This window comes from Ruegeria sp. AF1 (assembly GCF_056542125.1).
This window is the reverse complement of the sequence record NZ_JBQFZG010000014.1, coordinates 18,700-41,893: the sequence shown is the minus strand read 5'-3', so window position 1 is coordinate 41,893 and position 23,194 is coordinate 18,700. Positions and strand designations below refer to the sequence as shown.

General features: G+C 59.3%; 18 protein-coding genes. 12 read left to right on the top strand and 6 right to left on the bottom strand.

The features are described 5' to 3' along the window. Positions 1–88 precede the first annotated feature (88 nt). A complete protein-coding gene (locus ACR0BK_RS16255; RefSeq protein WP_480555442.1) occupies positions 89–1,594 on the top strand; it encodes a PepSY-associated TM helix domain-containing protein in 1,506 nt (501 codons plus the stop codon). 47 nt (positions 1,595–1,641) lie between these two features. Here ACR0BK_RS16255 and ACR0BK_RS16250 read toward each other — a convergent pair whose 3' ends face one another. Next, positions 1,642–3,165, bottom strand: coding sequence for a lipopolysaccharide biosynthesis protein (locus ACR0BK_RS16250; protein WP_480555441.1), 1,524 nt, complete (start codon positions 3,163–3,165; stop codon positions 1,642–1,644). Positions 3,166–3,385: 220 nt separating this feature from the next. On the opposite strand from ACR0BK_RS16250, the gene ACR0BK_RS16245 reads away from it, so the two are divergent. The 6 genes from ACR0BK_RS16245 to ACR0BK_RS16220 are packed head-to-tail and all read left to right on the top strand — an operon-like array spanning position 3,386 to position 10,040. Further along, complete coding sequence (locus ACR0BK_RS16245) at positions 3,386–4,312, top strand: glycosyltransferase family 2 protein (RefSeq protein WP_480520180.1); 927 nt, start codon at positions 3,386–3,388, stop codon at positions 4,310–4,312. Between the two features lies 1 nt (position 4,313). Further along, positions 4,314–5,288, top strand: a complete 975-nt coding sequence (locus ACR0BK_RS16240; RefSeq protein WP_480555440.1) for a lysylphosphatidylglycerol synthase transmembrane domain-containing protein — start codon at positions 4,314–4,316, stop codon at positions 5,286–5,288. After that, the gene (locus tag ACR0BK_RS16235) at positions 5,285–6,724 is read left to right on the top strand and encodes a protoporphyrinogen/coproporphyrinogen oxidase (RefSeq protein ID WP_480555439.1); all 1,440 of its coding nucleotides are present in this window, start codon (positions 5,285–5,287) and stop codon (positions 6,722–6,724) included. The genes ACR0BK_RS16240 and ACR0BK_RS16235 overlap by 4 nt, the downstream gene beginning before the upstream one ends. A gap of 3 nt (positions 6,725–6,727) precedes the next feature. Further along, positions 6,728–7,471, top strand: coding sequence for a polysaccharide deacetylase family protein (locus ACR0BK_RS16230; RefSeq protein WP_480555438.1), 744 nt, complete (start codon positions 6,728–6,730; stop codon positions 7,469–7,471). 33 nt (positions 7,472–7,504) lie between these two features. Next, positions 7,505–8,476, top strand: coding sequence for an NAD-dependent epimerase/dehydratase family protein (locus ACR0BK_RS16225; RefSeq protein ID WP_480555437.1), 972 nt, complete (start codon positions 7,505–7,507; stop codon positions 8,474–8,476). Positions 8,477–8,510: 34 nt separating this feature from the next. Next, positions 8,511–10,040 carry a GMC oxidoreductase gene (locus tag ACR0BK_RS16220; protein WP_480555435.1) on the top strand — a complete coding sequence of 510 codons (1,530 nt, stop codon included), beginning with the start codon at positions 8,511–8,513 and terminating at the stop codon, positions 10,038–10,040. 15 nt (positions 10,041–10,055) lie between these two features. On the opposite strand, the gene ACR0BK_RS16215 is transcribed toward ACR0BK_RS16220, so the two are convergent. Next, complete coding sequence (locus ACR0BK_RS16215) at positions 10,056–11,111, bottom strand: formylglycine-generating enzyme family protein (RefSeq protein WP_480555434.1); 1,056 nt, start codon at positions 11,109–11,111, stop codon at positions 10,056–10,058. A gap of 40 nt (positions 11,112–11,151) precedes the next feature. Then, positions 11,152–12,474 (bottom strand): glycosyltransferase family 4 protein, encoded by a 1,323-nt coding sequence (locus ACR0BK_RS16210; protein WP_480555432.1) that lies wholly within the window; start codon positions 12,472–12,474, stop codon positions 11,152–11,154. Between the two features lie 262 nt (positions 12,475–12,736). Here ACR0BK_RS16210 and ACR0BK_RS16205 point away from each other — a divergent pair, with 262 nt between their 5' ends. Then, complete coding sequence (locus ACR0BK_RS16205; protein ID WP_480555430.1) at positions 12,737–13,840, top strand: glycosyltransferase family 4 protein; 1,104 nt, start codon at positions 12,737–12,739, stop codon at positions 13,838–13,840. Between the two features lie 14 nt (positions 13,841–13,854). On the opposite strand, the gene ACR0BK_RS16200 is transcribed toward ACR0BK_RS16205, so the two are convergent. The 3 genes from ACR0BK_RS16200 to ACR0BK_RS16190 form a co-directional block, all read right to left on the bottom strand. Then, on the bottom strand, positions 13,855–15,486 hold the full coding sequence (locus ACR0BK_RS16200) for a GMC oxidoreductase (protein WP_480555429.1): 1,632 nt from the start codon (positions 15,484–15,486) through the stop codon (positions 13,855–13,857). A gap of 3 nt (positions 15,487–15,489) precedes the next feature. Next, positions 15,490–16,410 (bottom strand): glycosyltransferase, encoded by a 921-nt coding sequence (locus tag ACR0BK_RS16195; RefSeq protein ID WP_480555427.1) that lies wholly within the window; start codon positions 16,408–16,410, stop codon positions 15,490–15,492. Positions 16,411–16,507: 97 nt separating this feature from the next. After that, positions 16,508–17,548 carry a Gfo/Idh/MocA family protein gene (locus ACR0BK_RS16190; RefSeq protein ID WP_480555425.1) on the bottom strand — a complete coding sequence of 347 codons (1,041 nt, stop codon included), beginning with the start codon at positions 17,546–17,548 and terminating at the stop codon, positions 16,508–16,510. Positions 17,549–17,716: 168 nt separating this feature from the next. Here ACR0BK_RS16190 and ACR0BK_RS16185 point away from each other — a divergent pair, with 168 nt between their 5' ends. The 4 genes from ACR0BK_RS16185 (at position 17,717) to ACR0BK_RS16170 (ending at position 22,873) form a co-directional block, all read left to right on the top strand. Next, complete coding sequence (locus tag ACR0BK_RS16185; protein ID WP_480555494.1) at positions 17,717–18,805, top strand: NAD-dependent epimerase/dehydratase family protein; 1,089 nt, start codon at positions 17,717–17,719, stop codon at positions 18,803–18,805. A gap of 66 nt (positions 18,806–18,871) precedes the next feature. After that, on the top strand, positions 18,872–20,047 hold the full coding sequence (locus tag ACR0BK_RS16180; RefSeq protein ID WP_480555424.1) for a glycosyltransferase family 4 protein: 1,176 nt from the start codon (positions 18,872–18,874) through the stop codon (positions 20,045–20,047). A 220-nt stretch (positions 20,048–20,267) separates the two neighbouring features. Continuing rightward, positions 20,268–21,638 (top strand): nucleotide sugar dehydrogenase, encoded by a 1,371-nt coding sequence (locus ACR0BK_RS16175; protein ID WP_480555422.1) that lies wholly within the window; start codon positions 20,268–20,270, stop codon positions 21,636–21,638. 197 nt (positions 21,639–21,835) lie between these two features. Further along, positions 21,836–22,873 (top strand): acyltransferase family protein, encoded by a 1,038-nt coding sequence (locus ACR0BK_RS16170; protein WP_480555420.1) that lies wholly within the window; start codon positions 21,836–21,838, stop codon positions 22,871–22,873. Positions 22,874–23,194: the final 321 nt, after the last annotated feature.

Sequence of the window (23,194 nt, the reverse complement as noted above, 5' to 3'; positions counted from 1 at the left end):
TCTTCTGCGGCAAGAGTATCTTGCCATTGTTTCCAGCACGGTTACTCGGCTTAGTGTTCCCAGATATTGTAGACAGATAAACATTCAGATGAACCGCAAAATCCGCAATTCACTTTTCAAACTCCACACCTGGCTGGGGCTGCATCTGTCGCTTTTCTTCGCATTCATGTTTCTGACCGGCACATTGCTTGTTGCCGGTTTCGAACTTGAATCGGTTGGTCGTACGGCAATCTGGACCACCGCCACCAAGGAAGAACGCACCGCCAGCTTTGGCGCAATTTACGGCAGTATCAAAGAGACTCACCCTGAAAGTCGCATCTTTATCATCCATAAGCGACCAGCCCCTTGGTTCGTGGACCGTACGGCAGCCCACACAGGCTGGGGAGAGAAAGTCAGCTTTTGGACCGACCCCACCACTGGCGCGGTTGTCGCGCAAACACGACCATTGGGCTTTCGCAACATCCTGCGTGATCTTCATGACACGTTCCTGACCGAACAGCGGATCGTATTCATGCTGGTCTGCGCCATGTCGGTCGTGCTTTTGTTTCAGCTTGTCAGCGGCCTCATTACCTATCGGCGCTTCTGGAAAGGGTTTTTCCGCTGGCCTGGCCGCGCAGTCGGCTTCCGATCATGGGCAGGCAGCACGCATCGACTGACGGCCCTCTGGGCCGCGCCGCTGCTGTTTCTGACCGCCGTTACCAGCTTCTATTTCCTGCTGGGCAGTCTGGGACTCGATGGCACCAGACCACACCCCAAACCCCCCGTTCCCCGCGATGTTGCTCTGCCCGCCAATCTTGACGCGACCCTTATCGACCAGGCGGAAGCCCGGGCCCGGGAAGCACTGCCTGGGTTTGATCCGTTTCTTGTATTCCTGCCGGACAAGAAGACCGATAGTATAAACTTTTTCGGAAACCTGGATGGCCATTCAGGCTTTTTCGGACCAGGCAGCGTGTTCATAGATCCTGTCACGCTTGACGTTTTGGGGGCATTTACGCCGGATGATATTGGAGGGTTCACCTATTGGAAGCCCTTGATGGATATGCTGCATTTCGGCACCTGGGGCGGCGCGTTCTCGATGGCGCTATGGATTATTCTCGGCCTGATTGCCACCGGCCTTGCCCTTACAGGCGCCCTGATTTTCGCGGCCAGAATTGCCCCTGATGCCACGCAAAATGGCCCACTTAGGCGCATCTGGCGTGGTATGGGATGGACCCGGTGGGGCTATCTTCTGTTATTGGCGGGTATTCTGTTTACCGCGTATTACCGTTTTGGCCCCAATTCCCACGACAGAACCAGAGCTTTTGCAATTGACACCCCACCGTCGGTTGCCCGGTTGATTATGGACGCCCCACTCCGGCGCGACACCGCCCTTGATATCCAACTTCGGATCGGTGAGCCTGATGTTCAGGCTGCAGCGATCACGATTAATGGCGATGAGGTGCAGGCAGTCAAATTCACACAGAACGGTGACAGAGCCATCGCCAGTTTTGAGCTGCTCCCTTCGGAGACGGAGAATAACATCACCGCTCACCTCAAAAAATCCAACGGCACGGAAAAGACCGTCAATTTCCGCCTCGGCGCACCGATTTGGTAGCTGCCTGTTTCGCTCATCAACCAGGATGGGTAGCGCATTAGTATGTGCTATCCACTGACCTCTTGCGGGTCAATCTCGGGATCTGTTTCCTCTTTCATACGCACCATTGCGATCAGCAGACGCAACCTGTCGCGCAAAAACAGAACAGCCAACAGACAATAAACAACAATTCCGGTCGCAGTGCCGATCAGAAGACGCAAAATCTGAGACATCCCATCCAGTTGCCGTGTGATCCCAAACACTGCGAGAGCCATTCCTGCAGATAGCAGAAACGGTGCGAGATGCTGCCGCATCAAAGCTGAGCCGGGCAGCTTTGCAATATGGCCCAGATTGGCGAATTTGAGCGGCCAGATCAGCAGAAAGACCGCCACGAAACCAGCTGTGACAACCGGTAGCCCATAGGGGGCCAGCACCGCGATCACTGCCGCCGCCAGCGCCACCTCGACCCAGGACAGGATCGCGAGACGTCCGGCCTGACCTGCGGCCAGACAGAAGGTCTGCTGCACCTTTTCGGCACACAGATACATGCCGAACACCGACATCAGGCTCAGGACCGGAGCGGCGGGTGCCCATTTCTGACCGAACAGCAGAACCAGCGCCGGCTCCGCCAGAACGGCCAGCCCGGCAAAGGCCGGAAAGGCCAGAAACCCGGTCAGGCGCATGACGTCGATCAGCAAATCCGTCGCCTGACCACCATCGCCTGCTGCCGCACCAAAGGCAGGCTGCGCCACGGTGCGCAGCGGTGTGATAATCAGGAACGAGGCCGTCTCGATCACCCGCCAGGCAATTGCGTAATACCCCGCCTGCACCGGCCCCAGCATCGCGCCGATGATCACCGCGGGGGATTGCACCGCCGCCAGTTCCGCCGCGCGCAGGCCCAGAATCCGGTGGCTGAAATGCAAAATCCTGCGCATGTGATCCCGCGACGCGTGAAAAGCCGGACGCCAGGACACTGCGCCCCAGGCCATCACGATATTGGTCGCTGTCATCGCCAGCCGCTGACCGACCAGGCTCCAGACCCCGTACCCGGTCAGCGCCATGCCAATTCCCACAACCCCTCCGACCGCCGCGCCAAGTGCTGCGCGGATGGCCAGAACACGGAACTTCATTTCCCGGCGCAGGATCGCCACAGGCACTGCCGTCAGCGAAATCATCAGAACTGTTGGGGACAATCCTATCAACAATTCGCCCGCAATCGGCTCATTGTAGAATTTTGAGGCCAGCCCTGCGCCCAGATAAAGCGCAATTGTCAACACACCTCCGAGCAGCGCCAGCAACCAGAAAACCGAATTCAGCCGCTCTGGTGACAGCGCATCACGGGTCAGCAGAATGTCGGAAATCGTTTCGCGGACCAGAAATTCGGAAAACAGCACAAAGGCCGCAACCATCGCCAGCAGGCCAAAGGCTTCGACCCCTAAAATACGGGCAAGAATGGCAAAAATGATGAAGTTGAACGCCTGTTCGACCCAGATACCCGCCGACATCCAGGCAACTCCGCTGCTGAAACTCTGCCGCCCTGACATCCGTTTCCTTCCTGCTGCCCGCACCCCGCCATGTTCCAGGCGACACATGCCTCAAACACTTGCACCTGCTGCGTGCAATATACGTAATTACAAACTTGACGCCTTAACGGTCGAATTTGGTCAAATTTATTGTCTATGTTCAGTCTGTACGTGTTCGAATACTATACGCAATACAGGGAATTATGCCCGTTACGTTCCATGCGCCACGCAAATCTTGCAGCGGGGGCTGGGGCTGGGACTATTAAGTGAATAAAAGGTTTTCATTTTCATGAACAAAGTCGCAGAGCCGATGGTGACGAGCAGCACCACATCTGAAGAGCTGATCGCATCGGAAACCGCCGGCATGAGCCTGAGCGTGGTCATCCCCGCCTATAACGAGGAAAATGCCGTGCGTCACACCGTCGAAGACGTGCGCGCCCATCTCGAGCCGCTGAATATCCCTTACGAAATTATCGTGGTGGATGACGCAAGCCAGGACAATACCCGCGCCGAGGCCGAGGCGAGCGGTGCCACCGTCACCTTCAACGATGTCAATTCCGGCTATGGCGCCAGCCTCAAGCGCGGCGTTCGGATGGCGCAGCATGAATATGTGGCCATTCTGGACGCCGACAGCACATACCCTGCGCGCTATCTGCCAAGCATGCTGGCCATGTGCCGCGATCAGGACATGGTGGTGGGCGATCGGGGTGCTGCGATGAAAAACGTGCCGCTGCTGCGGCGGCCGGCCAAGAAATTCCTGTTCGCCTTCGCTTCATTTCTGGCCGAGCGCAAGATCAACGATCTGAACTCGGGCCTGCGCGTGTTCCGCAAATCCGAGCTGATCCCATTCCTGCCGCTGCTGCCGCAGAACTTTTCGTTCACCACCACGATCACGCTGTGCATGACCTCGAATGGTAAAAGGATGATCTATACGCCCATCGAATACGGCAAACGGGTGGGCAAATCGAAAATCCGTCCGATTGACTTCCTGAACTTCATCATCCTGATCCTGCGCATCAGCACTTTGTTCAACCCGCTACGGGTGTTTATCCCTTTAGGTCTGGCATTTTTCACGCTGGGCACGGTGAAGTTCATTATCGACATGTTCTACTGGAACCTCAGCGAAACTGCAGTGTTCTCATTCCTGGCAGCGATCATGATCTGGTCACTGGGGCTGATCGCCGACATGATCTCGCGGCTGCACCTCAGACCGTGACATGAGCGGCAGGCTGCTTTCCGACCCAAGTCAACGGCGTTGGCTGATCCGGGTGGCCGGGTCGGTCGTGGTGCTGGCGATCCTGTTCTGGTTGCTTCCCGCTGAGGCCATCGTGACGGCACTGAAGTCGATCCCGATCTGGGTCTTTCTATGCGTGCTGGCCCTGTTCCTGCTGGCCCATGTGGGGGCCGCGCTGAAATGGTGGCTGCTGCTGAACCGAGGGCTTCCTCCCCTGCTGGCCATCCGGGCCCATTTTGCCGGGCTGGCCGCCAATCTGTGCCTGCCCGGCGCAATTGGAGGTGATACAGTGCGGGCCGGTCTGGCGCAGGCCGCGATGAAAGACGGTGCGCAGGTCGTCGCGGGCGCGACCGTTGACCGGCTGATCGACATGGTCGCGCTGCTGACCCTGTCCTGTCTGGGTCTGGTGCTGACATGGGAAAGCGCTGCCGGCGGGCATATGATCTGGCCGGTTGCCCTGATCCTGCTGGCCGCACTGGCGGGGATGGTCGCGATGCCGCGCCTGCTGCCTCTGCCCTGGCGCTATATCCCGTCCCTGCCCGGCAAAGGGTTTGCCCATCGCCTGGCCGATGCGCTGGCCGGGATGGGCCGCAAACCCGGCACGCTGGCCATTGCCTTTGTCGCATCGGTTCTGACCCAGCTGGTGCTGGTCCTGCTGGCCTGGTGGCTGGCCATCGCAGCGGGTGTCGATGTGGCAGCCGGGCCGTGGGTTTTCGCCTGGCCGCTGGCCAAGATCATTGCGGTTCTGCCGGTCTCGCTGAACGGGCTCGGCCTGCGCGAGGCCACGCTGGCCGGGTTTCTGACCCCATTTGGCGCCAGCGCGCCTGCGGTCGTGGCCGCCGGGCTGGTCTGGCAGGTTGTGTTGTTTACGGCAGGCGGGCTTGGCGCGCTGGTTCTGACCCTGTCCGGGATGCGGTTCAGCACCCCGGCAAATTCCCAAAAGGAAAAGTGCAAGTGACGGATGTTTCCCGACCCGACAGCAACGACAGGCCCGAGATCATCATACTGGGTGCCGGACCGGCCGGGCTGGCCGCGGCCCATGCGTTAACCGGGCAGGCCCGCGTAACGGTAATCGAACGCGCCGCTATCGCGGGCGGCAATTCAGCTTCCTTCCCGATTGAGGGCGTGATCTGCGATTATGGCTCGCACCGGTTTCACCCGGCGGCAGAGCCCGAGGTTCTGGCCGATGTGAAAGCCCTGCTGGGGGACGATCTGCTGCTGCGCCCGCGCCACGGGCGCATCCGGCTGGGTGGGAAATGGATCCACTTCCCGCTGAAACTGACTGACGCGCTGATGCGCCTGCCCAAGCCTTTTGCCCTGTCACTGATCGGGGACATGGTGCTGAAGCCGTTCCGCAATAAAAGCACCGGGCCCGAGACATTCTCGACCGTGCTGTATGACGGGCTGGGGCCGACGATTTCGGACAATTTCTATTTCCCCTATGTACGCAAACTGTGGGGGCTGAACCCGGACAAGCTGGCCGTGAAACTGGCCGAGCGCCGGGTCGGCAGCGGATCGGTCGGCAAGATCCTGATGAAGATGCTGCGCCTGCTGCCGGGGCTGCGCAGTGAAACCGCCGGGCGGTTCTTTTATCCGCGCAAGGGGTTCGGGCAAATCTCGGACGCGATGCGGAACAGCGCGGAAAGCAACGGGGCAACTTTCCTGTTCAACACCGAAATCACTGCTATCGAGCGGGACGGCAACCACATCACCGGCCTGACGATCCGCGAGGGCGAGGGTGAACGGCGCCTGACCGGCGATCTGATCCTGTCGACCATCCCGCTGACCGGGCTGACCCGCCTGATCGGCGCGCCGCCGCCCGAGGTGGTCGAGGCGGCTCGCGCGATCCGATTCCGCAGCATGATCCTGCTGTACCTGGTGCTGGAGACAGACCAGTTCACCGAGTTCGATGCACATTACTTCCCGGAACTGTCGATCCCGATCAGCCGGATGTCAGAGCCCAAGAACTATAACGCCAGTGGCGCGCCGAAAGGTGTCACCGTGCTGTGCGCCGAACTGCCCTGCGACCCGGATGAGAAATGGTGGTCCATGTCCGACGAGGAACTGGGGCAGGAATTCACTAAATGGCTGGGTCAGCTGGGCCTGCCCGTCACCGTGCCGGTGCGCCGCTGCGAAACCCGGCGGCTAAGCCACGCCTATCCGGTTTACGATATGGGCTATGAAGAGCGGTTCGATACGGTGGATCAGTGGCTCTCTGATTTGGACGGATTGCTCGTATTTGGACGACAGGGCTTGTTCGCCCACGATAATACCCATCACGCCTTTGCCATGGCTTACGGCGCGGCGGATTGCATTGATGAGAAGGGCCATGTCGACCGCGCGAAATGGAACAAATATCGCGAGGTCTTTGCCACCCATGTGGTGGAAGACTGACCCATGTCCGCCTGGCAGGCCGATATCCTGATGTATCATTCGATCTCGGATGCGCCGGGGCCAACCTCGATCGCGCCCGACATCTTTGCGGCACAGATGCAGGCGCTGGCCGCGTCCGGCTTGCCGGTGGTCACACCGGACGCGCTGGCCAACCCGCCTGCCCGCCGCGTGGTCATCATCAGTTTCGATGACGGGTTTGAAGATTTCGCCGATACCGCCTGGCCGATCCTGCGCGATCACGGCTTCTGCCCGATCGTCTATCTGCCCTCGGGGCTGATGGGCGGCAGCGACAGCTGGGCCGGAGGCAATATCCCTGCCCGCCCGCTGATGGGCTGGGACAGGGTCGAGGCGCTGGCAGCTGAAGGGGTCTGTTTTGGCGCGCATAGTGTCACTCATCCCGATCTCACCACGCTGGATGCGCTCATGCTGGAAGAGGAAGTCAGCGGTTCCGGTCAGGACATTGCCGCCCGGCTTGGCCAGCCCACCCGGCATTTCGCACCGCCTTATGGCGCGTCGAACTCTAGCGTTCTCAGACAGATCGCGCAGCATTACGACACCTCGGTCGGCACCCGTCTGGGCGTGGCCAAAGCAGGGGATGATATCTATGACCTGCCCCGGCTCGAGATGTTCTATTTCAACAACATCGCCCGCTGGAAGGCGCATCTTGCCGGACGCGGCGGGCCCTATCTGACGGCCCGCAGGGCAATGCGCGGCATCCGTGCGATGGTGCAGGGAAAATCGTGGTAAAGTTGGTTCTTACACAGTGACTGGTACAAACAAATGCATATTCTGATTACCGGCGGCGCCGGGTTTATAGGCTCCCATTTAACGGAACGTCTGATCGGTGAAGGGCATCGGGTCACGATCCTTGACGATCTGTCGACCGGGCTGATGTCCAATCTGGCTTCTGTCGCGGACCACCCGGACTTCACTTTTGTCAAAGGCAGTATTCTTGACCGGGGACTGGTCGCTGAACTGGTCGATCCGGCGGATGTGGTGTTCCACCTGGCGGCGGCCGTCGGGGTCAAGCTGATCATGGACGAACCCAGCCGGTCGATCCTGACCAATGTGGCGGGGACAGAGAACGTGCTGGATGCCGCGCTGGTGAACAAGACGCATACGTTCATCGCCTCCAGCTCCGAGGTTTATGGCAAAAGCACCAATTTCCCCTTTCAGGAAGAAGGCGATCTGACCATCGGCGCCACCCGCAATTTGCGCTGGTCCTATGCCTGCGCCAAGACACTGGACGAGTTTCTGGCACTGGCCCACGCGCGTGAATCCGACCTGCCGGTCACGGTGCTGCGGTTCTTCAACACCACCGGTCCGCGTCAGACCGGGCGCTATGGGATGGTGCTACCGAATTTCGTCAAGTCGGCACTGGAAGGCGCGCCGCTGATGGTCCACGGCACTGGTGAACAATCACGCTGTTTCGGCCATGTCGCCGATGTGGTCGAGGCCATGTGCCGTCTGATGACCCTGCCCGAGGCGCGCGGCGACGTCTTCAATGTCGGCACCGATCAGGAGGTCACGATCCGCGAGCTGGCCGAACAGGTCATCCGAACGACCGGCTCTGCCTCGGAAATTCAATGTGTTCCTTACGACACGGTCTATCCCGAAGGCTTCGAAGATATGCAGCGCCGCCTGCCCGATGTTTCGAAACTGCAGCGTGCCACCGGGTTCCGCCCGATGCGAACGCTGCAGCAGATCATCGATGACATCGTCGCCGAGATGAAGCGCCCGGTTCCCGCATGAGGCCGCCTGCCCCGGCACAGACGGGCCCAACCTCGTGACCGATCTGGTCATCGGATCGGGGCCATCTGGGGTGTCCGTGGCCAAGGCCCTATTGGCGCGGGGGCGACAGGTTTTGATGCTGGATGGAGGGCGCAGACTGGAAGACTCGGCACAGTCCCGCCGTGACAGGCTGGCCGCGGCCGATCCCGAAAGCTGGTCCGCCGATGATGTAAAAGCCTGGCAAACTCCTCAGTTCGACACGCCGCCCGGACAGGTGCGCCGGTTCGGATCGGATTTTGCCATGGTGCCAGGAGCGGAAACGCTGGTATCGCCTGACCGGATCGGATTGCGCGCCTCACACGCCATAGGTGGGCTGTCCAATCTCTGGGGCTCGGCCGTTTTGCCCAACCGCGCCGAAGATATCGCCGACTGGCCGATCGAAATTGACGATCTGTCACCGCATTACCGCGCGGTTGCGGAATTCCTTCCCATCAGCGGTCGGGTGGACGCATTGCAGACTCTGTTCCCCACCCTTTCCATGCAGGATCGCGCCCCTCTGACCCCATCGCCGCAAGCCGAACGGATGCTGACGCATCTGGATCGCCAAGCAGCGAGGCTTGCGAAACTGGGGGCCCATGCCGGGGCTGCACGGCTGGCCGTTGAACCCGGTTGCCAATATTGCGGCCAGTGCCTGCATGGCTGTCCTTGGGGTCTGATTTATGCGTCCGGGCAAACGCTTGACGTCCTGCGTCACAATCCGGATTTCCGCTATCGCACCGGTCTTGTTCGCCAGTTTGATGAACGCCCGGGTCATGTCACGGTAACGCTGGAGGACGGCGAAACCCTGCAAGCCGACCGTATCTTTGTCGCCGCCGGGGTTCTGGAAACCGCGCGTCTGATGCTGGCGTCATCTCCGAACTCCGCAGCCCGCTTGCAACTGCAGGACAGTCAGCATTTCTTTCTGCCCAGCCTGCACCGCTGGCGCGCGCCGCGGCGCCCGGACCGAAGACCCTATCACACCCTGCCGCAGATCTTCATTGAATTGGATAACCCCGCGGTCTCACCGCATTTGGTCCACGCGCAGGTCTATACCTGGAACGAGTTCTATGCCCATGATCTGATCAATACTTATGGCTCGAAACTGCCCGGATCGGCCCCATTATGGAGGCTGCTGGCGCAACGACTGGTCGTGGCGCAGGCGTTTTTACATTCTGCCCATTCCGCCCGGATCAATCTGACGATGGCCGCAGACGGGCGGCTAACCCCGACCGTGCAAGGTAATGACGAAACCGAACAGGTCATGGCGCGCGCCACGGCACGCATGGGGCAGGTCCTGAAGCTGGCAGGGCTTGTGCCGCTGAGATTCGCCCGTCGCCCCGGCGATGTGGGATCCAGCTTTCACGTGGGCGGCTCGGTTCCCATGACTAAAACGCCTGGTGCGGGGCAGTCGGATATTCTGGGGCGGCCGAAAGGGCTGTCACGGGTACATCTGGTCGATGCCTCATGCCTGCCAAGCATCCCGGCCACAACCATCACTTTCTCGGTCATGGCCAACGCCCACCGGATCGGAATGCTGGCCCCCTGACACCATACCATTCGTCTAGCTCAACTCTCGAACAAGGCGAATGGCATGGCCATGACCACGATTGTAATAGTGCGGACCAACCCGAAATCCAGACCGGTTCTGCCAGGCCGGTGACGACGGACCACCCCCTCGAACGGTTCGAAACTCACAAGCTTCCCGCACAAATGCAGAGCCATCGATCGTTACAGAATCATGATAGGCTTCATAACAATCCTCGACCCATTCAAAGCCATTGCCATGCATATCATAAAGACCGAAGTCGTTGGGTGGATGCAAACCAACAGGCCCCGGCTTACGATCCGGCCAAAGAGACGAGCAGTTGATACAGTTAGCGTTGTTTTTTCCGATGTCGTTCCCCCATGGGAACCGCGTCACAGTTCCAGCCCGGGCAGCATATTCCCATTCCGCGTCTGTTGGCAGGCGGTAGGTTTGCCCGGTCTTGGCGCTCAGATAATCCGCATAGGCGTTCGCGTCACTCCAATCGATCAGGGTCATGGGCTGGTCGTCGCGATAGCCCGCGTCCAAATCGGGCAAATACGGATCTTGCCCCGTTATCGCCGCCCATTCCGGATCTTCCTGCGCCTGGCGCCATTGCCCATACGTGATCTCGTAACGGGAAAATGCCAATGCGCGCGGAATGCGTACCAAACGCCGCGGACCTTCCCGATTTGCCAATTTCAACTGTGCCCGAAGAGGTGTGTGACTAAACAGATGCGCATATCTCCCCTCTTCGAAAATCGGAGAACCTAGCAGGAAATACCCTTTGGGAACCTCAACCATTTCCGGGCAGTCCACGCAGTCCCGGAAAATCCGGCCAGGCGTGACCATCTGAAATCCCGGTTGATGCAACGGAAGAAACTGCGCCGTTGCGAAAAGCGCCGCCCGTTGCAAGCCTGACAGATTGGGTTCAGGCAATTGCTCCTGTTCTGTGGTTGCCCGCATTGTAACCTCAAGATCTCGCAGCGCCGTGTTCGCAATCACAAGCAGCAGAAGAAAGCCAGCCAGCAGCGCGAAGATCACCAGCACACCAGACAGGATGGCCCAGAACAGTCGCAGCACCCATCGGAGCATTCCTCTCACAAATGAATCCCCCTCTGATCTGCCCGAAGTTCTACCGTACGCCATTTGAAAATCCTTCCTGCGTGCACGCAAGCCCGGTGGGCATTTGATTCATCGCTCCAAACTCAAACGCCCCGGCCTCCAACGCCGCGCCCAACGCGCGGTTGCCTTTGCCGTGTGCCGCGCGGGCCAATGCCGCTCCATACGCCTCAAGCACCCGAGTTTCGTGCCAGATATCCACAAACGCCTTGCGCGCAGCGGTCCCCTGCACGTCGCGCCGGTCGGGTTGGTGTTGCAGATCGCGCATCGCATCGATCAGCTCATCCTCGGTTTCAAACAGCGACCCACCCCCGGCCCGCTCGACGATCTCGGGGAACGGGCCCAGCCGCCGGGCAATCACCGGTGTGCCCAGCCGGAAGCTTTCGATCAGGATGATGCCGAATGTCTCGTAACAGACCGACGGTACGATCAGCCCCAGCGCGCCGCGGTAATAGGCGTTCAACTCGTCAGGTGCCTTGCGGCCCAGGAATTTGATCCGGTCATTGCCTGCGGCTTGTGCCTTCAGCTCATCCGCGTAATCGCCATCACCAAGGATCAGCAGATCGGCATCCGGATAACGATCAAAGGCCGGGAACACATCCTGCAACCCTTTGATTTTTTCCAGCCGTCCGACAAACAGGAAATAGGAACGGTCATGCGCGGCGGGTTCCGGCAAGGCGTCCTGGTCCAGATCGGGCAGGAAATAGGGCAGCACCTGCATCTCCTGCCGTAGGCCGAACTCGCGATGTTTGGCCCGGCTGAATTCGCTTTTGGCGATGATCAGGTCCATGTGATCCAGCGCCCGGTCCAGCGCACCGGTATAGCGCCACAGCTGAGGCGGGCGTTTGTAGTTCAGCACGCAACGCAGGCACTGGCGGTCATCGCACAGCTCGCGCCCGTGCCGCCACAGCACATGCGTGGGGCAGACCAGCCAGTGCTCATGCGCCTCATAGATCTTCAGCCCCTCGCCCATTGGCAACAGGCCGGGCCCACCGATCAGAGAGGTATTGTTGTGCCAGATGATATCCAGTTTCCGCTCGGCCAGTATCTCGCGGATGCGGGCGGCATGGACAACCGGGCGGCCAAGCTGCTGGGTCAGCAGGTTCGACATCATGCCATTGCGACTGCGCAACCCGATCCGCCGGACCCCGTCCGGGTCGCCCTCGGGCTGTGGTTTGCCGCCAAGGATCAGATAGCTGTCCTCATCATGCACCACCGTCACGTCATGCCCCCGCGCTACCAGCGCCCGGGCCATGCGCTGAATACCCACGGCATCGCCGCCGAAGGAGTATGGCGGGTAAAATGTGGTGAACATCAGAATGCGCAAAGACTGCATGCGAATTGTACCAGATTACCAATAACTTTCCGGTATCAAACACGATCCTCGTCACAATCGAAAGACACAAGCCACGCAGTTGCCCGGTTCGCGCCCGGTGTTGCGGGCTTGCTTCAGATGATTGCAAGCTGCCGTGATCCGCCTTCATGACATGGGCAAATACCGTGCGCGTGTTATGATTGCCCGATTGTTGAGAAATTTGGCTCAGACCTACACAAAAATGCAGACCGCCCCTTCTTCAAATCCCCTCCATGTTGTCGAAATGGGTTCCCAGTTTGGCATGGGCGGCATCACCCGGCATATCCTCGGGCTGAGCGACTGGCTGGAGGCAAGGAACCATCGCATCACGCTGGCGGGCACCGCCGATATCTGGGCGGGTCCGGATCGGGGCGCCGGATTTCTGGACCTGCCCACCCGCTATGTCGCGGGCGAAGGCGGCAGCATCGTCAACCGGCTCCGTCATACAGCAGTCGCGGCCTGGCGCTTGCGGCGCTGGCTGGCGGACAATCCGGTCGATCTGATCCACTGCCATGAATCCGCACCGGCACTGGTTGCCAGCCTGGCCCGCACCGGGCGACGCATTCCGGTTGCCATCACCTATCACGGATCGGAACCAAATCGAATTGCCACCTTTGGCCAGATCGCCGCTAAATGCGATCTGGTAATCACGCCCAGTCATCGCTCGGCTGACGATCTGGTGACCATCGGCAACGTGCCAAAGGAAAAGTTAAAGGTGATCGGCTTGGGCGTCTCGCCTCCGCCCGAGGACAGCGCCGAGGATATCGCCGAATTGCGAGCCAAGCTGCTTGGGGATGGCGAGCGGGTGATCCTAACGCTGGCCCGTCTGCAGCCGCAGAAGGGGATCGATATTCTGATCGATTGTGTCGCCCGGATGAAGCAGACCCACCCCGGCTATCGCTTTGTCGTCGCCGGCGACGGGCCGGATGAGGTAAAACTGCATGCTCTGGCGCAGGAAAAAGGTGTTGGCAAGCACCTGCAATTCATCGGCCGAACAGACAAACCGATCCGTCATCTTCGGGCGGCTGATCTATTCCTGCTGACCTCTCGGTGGGAGGCGTTGCCTTTCACCATCGCCGAAGCGTTTCAGGCCGGAACACCCGCCGTGGCCACCGCCTGTTCCGGCGTGGTCGAGCTGATCGACAACAGCGTCGGTGCAGTGGTGCCTATCGGTGATGTCGCTGCGATCTGCACGGCTGTTGCAGATGTCCTGTCAGACGAAGGGCACCGGAAAACCCTTGCGAAAAACGCCCTAAAACGCAGCAGGGAAGATCGGTTCGACCCGGATTGGGTGCATCATCAGTTTGAAAAAACCTATTACGATCTGGTGGGACGGTTACGCGGCTGACGCCTGTTCCTCCGTCATATATCGCGCTCCCGTTCTGTTGCTATTTTCTCGGCGATCCGCGCGCCCGCACGGGCGGACAAGGCCATGATGGTCAGGCCCGGATTCTGGAAAGGATTGGTCGGAAACGACGCCGAATCCGTGACATGGACATTGGGACAGTCATAGACTTCGAGATCTTTGTTCAGCACATGTCGAGCTGGGTCATCACCCATACATGCTCCTCCGGTTTCGTGGATCGACGACCCCGGCTGCAAGGCCCCGTCGGGGGTATAGACCAGCGGCCCGGCCATTTTATAGGCCAGTTTCGATATCAGGCTTTCACGCCCCAGCAGGTCATCGGGCAGACCAAAAGTCTGTGACACGTCCTTCAGCGTGTCTTTCATGTCCTGCACCATTGCACGTTCATTATCGGAATGGCGCAGCGTGACCTTTGGCGCGGGGATGCCCCAGATATCGCGTTTGGTTGGGTCAAGCTCCACCCGGTTCTCAGCACGCGGCAGAACCTCTCCGATTGCCATGAAAAACCAGCCGGGCTCGATCCGCCCAACGGACCCCAGCAAAGAATAGCTGCGCAGGAACCCACAATCCTCTTGGCCCCCACGGTTACGGAAACCGGGTATATAAATGCCGGACTGGGCGCCGAAATCATAAGGATCATGATCCGGCCCCAGACCTTCGATTTCAGGTAGGGTGCCCGCCCGGAAAACCATCAGATGATCCGACAGGTAGCGACCCAGATTGCCCGATGAATTACCCAGCCCCCGCTCATGTCGTGGCCCGTGAGAATTCAGTAGAAGCCGCACGGATTCAATGGTCGAGGCGCAAACCGCTATCACCCGCGCCGTCACGGTGTGTTCCTGACCACTGACCGCGTCGATGTACCGGATGCCAGTTGCCAGGCCCGTCCGTGCATCGGTTTCTATCTTTGAAACCACCGCCCCGCTGCGCAGTTCGAAATTCCCGGTTGCCTGCGCCGCGCTCAGCGGCAGAGGTGTCCGTGAGGGCACATGTCGGATGATCCGGCAAGTGGTGGCGGGCCGATCCGGCCATTTCTGCGCAAGCTCGACCATGATCCGGCGTTCCGCTTTGGTCAGCGGGTGAGGGGCGTCGTAGATACCGTCGGGCAGATTTTCAATCTGCGCCGCCTCCCCCGCAACACCCAGAAACTGCTCAACCCGACCGTACCAGGGATCGAGATCGGCATAGGAAATTGGCCAGCTGTCGCCAAAACCATCCTGCTCGGCCGCCTTGAATTCCTGATCCGAAAGGCGCAGCGCGTTACGCCCCCAAAGATGCAGCCGCCCACCCACCTGACGGGAGCGGAACCAGTTGAATTGGGCACCGGACGGTGTGGTGTAGGGGTTCTGCCGGTCATTGACGAACAGATGTTCGGTCAGAGGTGTGAAGGACATGCAGCGTGCCTGCACATGCTGCCCCCGCAGGATCGCCATGACACGGCTGAGGATGCTGACACGGGATCCACCCGTACGGTCGCTGTCGGGAAAATCACCCTGAGGATCCAGCGCGCGCCCGGCCTCCAGCATCAATGTCCGGCAACCGCGCTCGCTTGTTTCCTTCGCAACCCATCCACCGGCTGCGCCGGAGCCAATGACGATGACATCGTATTCTGGTCCGGGTGCCTGCATCGTTCAGGGCCTGCGCGTGATGTAGCCCCAGACCTCGCCGCAGGTCCAGGCGATGGTCAGGATGATGATATAGGGCAGTGCTGCTAAGTATCGCAAAAGCCGCCCCTTGCCCGCCTGTGTCAGACCGTGGCGCACCCACAGCACCGGTGGGATCAGCGGGCTGGACAGGATATAAACCAGCCGTTTCGGACCACTCATATGCATCGCCCGGATATGGCCAAACAGACGCCCCCAGTGAAAGCGCTCGGGCAACAACTGGCGCAGCCGAGCCGGAGGACGGACATGGTCGACAACCAGCTCATTGGACAGCAACAACTCTTCGCCCTGTTCGATCAGGAACCAATGAACGACCGGTTCGCGAAAGCGTTCTTTCCACAGATGGCGGGTCGCCTCGAGCGCTTTCCGGCTGTAGGTCACATTCACGTCTGAAACCCATTCCGCCTGGCCGCTATCGAACGGCAGGCCGTAGCGGCCAAAGTCGGTCACATAAAACGCCCAGTTCAGCAGCGAGACCGGTTCCTTACAGTCGATGGCGCCGCCAATGACGTTCTTTCCGGTTTCCGCATGCAGGCGCATGACGGTGCGGGCCCAGTCCGGGTGTGGATGACCACGATCTTCGAGGATCGCGATCACGTCACCAGTGGCAGCCGCCAGCCCGGCTGCGCGCCTGCGGTCAAACAGCTCATGCTGACCTGCCTCAGAAGTAAGCGGGCGGGCGGGCGTGATGATCCCGAGGTCCAAAAAATTTACATCCGGGAACTCCGCCGCGTAATCAGCGGCGTCTGAGACGCTCGCGTCATATGGCACGATGATGTCCAGCGGCGGCGGGTCTTCGAATGCGGCAACCGACAGCAGGAAGTCACGCAGGTAAGAGCCGCCATCGACAATCGTCACGACAATGGAAAGCGTTGGATGATCTGTCACCGCAAGCTCCTGCAACTGAAAAAAACCTGCCTCTTCACGGCAGATACTGACAATGCCCGGTCGGGATGCCAAGCGTCGTCTGGAAACCGGTTAGAGGTCATGCGGCCATGTCCCCCAGCGCCTTGAGCGTCACAGGCTGGCCGGTTGCACTGCTTTCGCGCACCGCATCGGCAACCTCGATCGCCCGCAGGGCGGCGTGACCATCGGAAATGCGCAAACCTGTCCGACCCGCACAAAGGCCAACGAACTCCTGCAGCTCATCTGCAAAAGACAGCAACGCCGTAGTCTTCCAGGATTTCAGTTTTTCCCGCAGCATGATCCCGGGATAGCGGCGATGCTGACGGATGGGCCTGCCGCCCGGGCGATCCATGGTGATCAGCAGCGTTTCCATCGGCGCGTAGGCGCCGCGCACCATGCCTTTGCTGCCATAGACCTCGACCTGGCTTTTATAACCTTTCCAGTCTGTCCAGGTCGCCTGATACATCGCCGGAATGCCCTCGGGGTTTTTGAAGATCGCCATCGCGTTGTCCTCAGAGCCGGGCTCGTTCCAGACCTTTTCGGTGGCGACACCATAAACGCTGGTGATTTCGCCCAGCATATGGCGGGCCATGTCGGTCATGTGAATCCCCACATCCCACAGCGCGCCACCCCCGGATATCTCGGATTTGTATTCCCAGTCATGCACGAATTTCGTCAGACCCTCATGGCCACCATAGATGCGCACATGATCGACCTCTCCGATCTGGCCCGATCCGATGATATCTTTCACGTAAGAGAAGGCTGGGTAATAGCGCATGTTGAATCCGCCGCCCAGAGCCCTGCCCGCCGCCCGGGCTGCTAAAACGATCCTGCGGCTGGCCTCGGCCGTGGTGGCCAGTGGCTTTTCCGCCAGCACGTGCAACCCCCGCTCAAACGCGGTCAGGCACAAAGGTTCGCGCACATGTGCCGGAGTCGAAATAATGACCGCGTCCATGTCGGCATCAAAAAACCTGTCTGCATCGGTAAAGGCTGGCGCACCACTGGCCACGGCTTCGGCGCGGTCCATGTCCATATCCATAACGGCGGCAAGCGTGGTGTCAGGGTTGTCGATAATGGTCTGCACGCGCATCTGCCCGATCTTGCCGGCTGCGCCGATCACACCGATCCTCATAAAATTCCTCACTCAAAAACCTTGGGGTGTTACACCCCGGACATCTATAACAGCAGATCATCTGTTAGCGGAGTAGCATGCGCAACCACCCTGCGCTAGGCTTCTGAGGCGCAACGATTTCATGCCTAGATTTGAATTGAAGAAGGATTGGCAACAGTGAACTTCACCGGATCAGAAAAACTGCGGGGGCAGGCAGTCTTTGTCACCGGCGCGACAGGGTTTCTCGGGGGGCGCCTGGTTTCGGCCCTTCTGGAAAGCGGGGCGCGGATAACAGCCCTGTTGCGCAGCCGCCATGGCGCGAAAGGCCTTGAAGCAATGGGCGTCACTGTCGTCACCGCAGCACTTGGTGATCGGGATGCGATTGCAGACGCCCTGCGCGGCCACGACATACTGGTGCATCTGGCCTATGACGTGCGGGCCACTTCCGAGAAGAACCTGTCAGATTTTGCCGCACTGTTCAGCGCGGCACAGGATGCTGGCATCGGCAGGATCGTCCATACCAGTTCCATCGTGGTTTATGATGTCTGGCCCAACGCGGATCTGGATGAAACCAGTCCGGTGCAACGCTCTGGTGGCAGCCCGTACCGCCAGGCCAAGATCGAGATGGAGAAACAGCTGATGGCTGGACCCATCCCGGCCGCCATCCTTCAACCCACCTTGATTTACGGGCCCGGCAGCGCCTTGTGGACGGATCAGTTGACGGAAAACCTGGCCACAGGAACACAAGTCCTGCCGCAGCCCCTGGGCCTGTGTAACGGTGTGTTCGTCGACGATGTGGTACAGGCCATTCTCAGGGCGGCAGTTCTCGCGGATCTGGGGCAGGAACGCTTTATCATCTCCGGGCCTGAACCGGTGGCTTGGTCCGACCTTTTATCCGGCTATTCGCGGATCATCGGCAAAGGCGAGCTCCGCCTGGAACCGTATCAAACCCTCTCGGACCGATTGGGCCCCGAACCCGATCATGATGCGGGTCCCGAGACCCTCTCGGTTGCGGCCCGGATCGGAGCGCTTGGCCGTACGCTGCTGGGGCGGGAACGGTTCGAAGCGCTGGTGCGTGCCATCAAAAGGCGCGTGTCCTCCGGCGATGGTGCCGCCTATCCCGACCGGCACCTGCTGGAACTTTTTGCTGCCAAGGGCAGGTGCAGCATCGTACATGCACAGGAGCGATTAGGTTATCAGCCCGACTACTCGCTTGAAAAAGGTCTGGCGGCGACAGCAGACTATTTGCGGGGCCGGTTTGGCTAACGCCATGCCATTATTTAAAACGCAACCGCATGGCCCGGATTTCGGGGCTGCTATCAAGGCAAAAACATGCTGCATATTGGTGTAGACGCCAGTTCCTGGGAAAATGAACGTGGCTTTGGACGTTTCACCCGCAATCTGATCCCTGCCCTGGCGGCCCGGCAATCGGGCTTTCGCTATACGTTGCTGTTCGATCAGGAACCGACGCGGCCTGTACCCGAAGGTGTCGATATCCGGATTGCCGGGTCGGACAAGTCGATGTCAGAGGCGTCCTCCGGGGCCTCGGCGCGCGGTGGGGCCGATCTGATCACCATGGCCCGATCCGCACAGCGTATGGAATGCGATCTGTTCTTCTATCCGGCGGTCTATTCCTATTTTCCGCAACTGATCCGACGGCCCTCGGTCGTGTGTTTTCATGACACCATTCCTGAACGGTTTCCCGATCTCATCTTCCCCAAGAAACTGAACTTCCGCCTGTGGCAGGCGAAATGCTGGCTGGCCAAGAAACAGGCAACGCGGATCATGACAATCTCGCAGGCATCCGCCAATGATCTGGAACGTATTCTGCGCATCCCCGCAGATCGCACCGACATTATCACCGAAGGGGCTGAGCCGGTCTTTCGGCAAATCCACGACGCACAGCTTCTGGCACAGACGCGTCAGACATACGATATCCCGCCCGACGCGCCCTTGTTGGTCTATGTGGGTGGCTTCAACCGGCACAAGAATGTGTTGCGGCTGATCGAGGCGATGCCTGAAATCCTGGCGCGTGTGCCAAATGCACGCCTGGCCATTGTCGGGCGCACCACCGGCGCGCGGTTCTGGGACAATGTCGAAGACCTCAAGGCCAGCGCTGCTGCCGATGCGGCGCGGTCCGAGAGCATCATCTTCACCGGTGAGATCGACGACGAGCAGCTTGCATTGCTTCTCAACACAGCCGATGCGCTGGTCTTCCCCTCGCTCTGGGAGGGGTTTGGTCTGCCGGCGCTTGAGGCGATGTCCTGCGGTACCCCCGTTTTATCCTCGGATTGCGGCAGCCTGCCCGAGGTGGTGGGCGATGGCGGGCTGTATTTCGACCCCCTGTCCAGTCAGGCACTGGCAGATCAGGCCACCCGTTTACTGACCGAACCGGGCCTGCGGACCGATCTTTCGCAAAAGGCGCTGGCACAGGCTTCACGGTTCAGTTGGGACAAGGGCGCGGAACTGGCCGAGGCGTCGTTTCGGCAAGCATTACGTCCGAAATGACAAGAATTTTCCTGACTTGGATTTATAAATAATACCCTCAACAATACCGCAAATGACCAAAAATTGAGGCGCTTTGGGAAACACGGTACTGCAGTCTCGGACCGGGCTGACAAATATATTGGATTCGCCTCCGTTCCGCCCTATCCGTGGAGGAGCCTGGGTTTCCGGCAGCTGCACCGCGAATTGATTTCAGTCTGACTTTGTACGATCAGGATAGATTATGAACTACGAAACCTCGCACCATCTTTCCCTCAAGCAGCTTATCGCGGCGCGCGATGCGCGGGTTGCTGTGGTTGGGCTGGGCTATGTCGGGCTGCCGCTGGCGCTGACTGCCTATGATGAGGGGTTCGATACCACCGGCGTTGATCTCAACCCTGACCGGGTGGCACGGATCAATCAGGGCGATCAGGTCATATCGTATCTGGCGTCAGACCGGATCGCACAAGCGGTAGACAGTGGCAGGTTCCGCGCAACGCAGGACGCTGCGGCACTGGCCGAGGCCGATATCATCCTGATCTGCGTGCCGACCCCGCTGACCGATGCACAAGACCCGGACATGCGCTTTGTCGCCGCCGCCGCCGAAACCATCGCGCAGCATCTGCGCCCCGGTCAGATGGTGGTGCTGGAAAGCAGCGTCTGGCCCGGAGCCACTACCACACTGGTTCAGCCGATCCTTGAGGCGGGCGGTCTGCGCGCGGGCAGTGATTTCTTCCTGGCGTTTTCGCCCGAGCGCGAAGACCCCGGCAATGACAAGTTCGACACGCACAGCATCCCGAAAGTGGTTGGCGCCGACGATCCGCTGTCGCGGCAACTGGTCGAGGATTTCTACCGCGCTATCGTCACCAGCGCCGTTCCGGTCAGCTCGGCCGCCACAGCCGAAGCGGTGAAGCTGGTCGAAAACAGCTTTCGCACCGTCAATATCGCGCTGGTCAACGAGTTGAAGACCGCGCTTGAAGCAATGGACGTGGATGTCTGGGAAGTGATCGAGGCTGCGGCGACCAAGCCGTTTGGCTTCATGCCCTTCTATCCCGGTCCCGGAATTGGTGGGGCCTGCATCCCGGTGTCTCCGGCCTATCTGGCCTGGCGCGCTGCGGATGCAGGATCTGATACGCCAATCATCAATCTGGCCCGCTCCAGCAACGACGCCGTGCCATCCATGCTGGCGGCACGGATGGCGGCTGAACTGGCGGCGCGTAACGGCTCGGCCATCGCCGAGACCGGGCAGCCCCTGACCGGACAGCGCATCCTGCTGATGGGCATCGCCTATAAGCGCGATGTTGAAGACACCCGCCGCAGCCCGGCGCTGGTGCTGCTGGACGAGTTGGAGAAGCTGGGGGCCGAAGTGGACTATCACGACCCGTATTTCCCCCGCCTGCCCGAAGGTGGCGAATACCCGCAGCTTGCGGGTCGCACATCCCAGCCGCTGACCGCGGAAAACCTGAAGCGCTATGCGGCGGTAGCCGTGATCACCGATCACAGCGCCCCGGATTACGGTCTGGTCGCGCGCGAGGCGGCACTGGTTTTTGATACGCGCAATGTTTTTGAAAAAACAGGGATCAGGGTGACGGACGGGCGTTTGATCAAGATGTGATTGTACACGCCTATTCAGTTGATATTCGCCCCTGTCAATGAAGGTTTTAGCGCTGGTCGCGAGTTTTGCAGAACCACACCATCAGCGCGATAAGGTGAAGAGTAATGTCGTATTGATACGGAAGCCATGTTTTAACCGTTAGGAAAATTGGCTCTCTGGGTTAGTGCTCCATATCTCAGAAGTAAAGGTAACCTTGCATGGAACGGCGGAGAGACGTGGATGGCCTGCGAACCGTGGCAGTAGGGCTTGTAGTCGTTGAACATACCGGACTGAACATTTTTCCAGGTGGCTTCATCGGAGTCGATATCTTCTTTGTCATTTCCGGATTCCTCATTTCCAGGGTCATTTTTGAGGAACTGGCAGTCAGGGATTTCCGGCTGACCCGATTCTATGAAAGACGAATACGCCGAATTATCCCAGCTTTATTCGCGACATTGTTTGTAGCAGTGGCCGCAAAATTTTTCCTTAATTCGCAAGAGAGTTTCGAAAATGAGCTGTGGGTTGCCTTGAGCGCCGCAGTTTCGGTTTCCAACTTTCTATTTGCCACAGGCTGGGAATGGTTCGGCGACACACATTTGCTGCACACTTGGTCGTTGGGAATTGAGGAGCAGTTTTATCTGGTCTTTCCACTCGTTGCTATTTTGGCGGCGCGATATTCGATTAATCTGTTCCTAACCTTTTCCATTATTGCGCTTGCGTCTTTCGTTTGGGCTGCAGTGACCACCGCTCATTATGAAGATTACATGTTTTTCATGCCCCAACTCCGAGCCTGGGAGTTGTTGATGGGAGTTCTGCTTTCGGCGGCCCGTTTACCCTCTCTTCAACGGGTGAGCGCGGAGATATTCGCTCTCGTCGGGCTGGCCCTGATCGTGGTCGCCGCATTGATCCTCTCGCCGTCAAAAGGCACATTCCCTGGTCCGTGGGCGCTGCTTCCATGCTTGGGGGCTGTCCTGATCATTTATAGCGGCGGGCACGAAACAATCGTCAAAACCATCCTCTCGACCCGACCGTTTGTCGGAATCGGTGTGATTTCATATTCTCTCTATCTTTGGCATTATGTGTTGTTCGGATTTTTCCGGGACTACACTGACAAAGGGTACAACCTTGGCCTTAAGAGCAGCATTGTCATGATCGCTATTTCGCTGCTCGTTGCATGGGCCAGTTGGCGCTGGATCGAACAACCGTTTCGGAAACCGGGTCGTAAAAGACAGCTGGCGACCAGCCATACGGGGTAAAACCCGGGTTGCGGTCACAAAAACCCTCTTCCTGTCCCATCACAACAGATCAGCTCCATTCCTCACGCGCCGCGCGGTTTTATGCCGTACCTGATGGTTTCGTGTACAGTGCGTTGACGACATAAATCATTTACGAAACAGTGGATTCAGACATCACTCATGTCTCAAAAAGAATACGCGGTATCTCACGAGTAGTGGAGCGACAGCTCCAACAGGTAAAAATAACCAAATTTTAACCCAAGGTGGTTCACAGTTTTGCCATGATTCCAGCGCGGAATCATACCGGGCACTCACACCGGTGGCGCAATCACGGCCACTCTG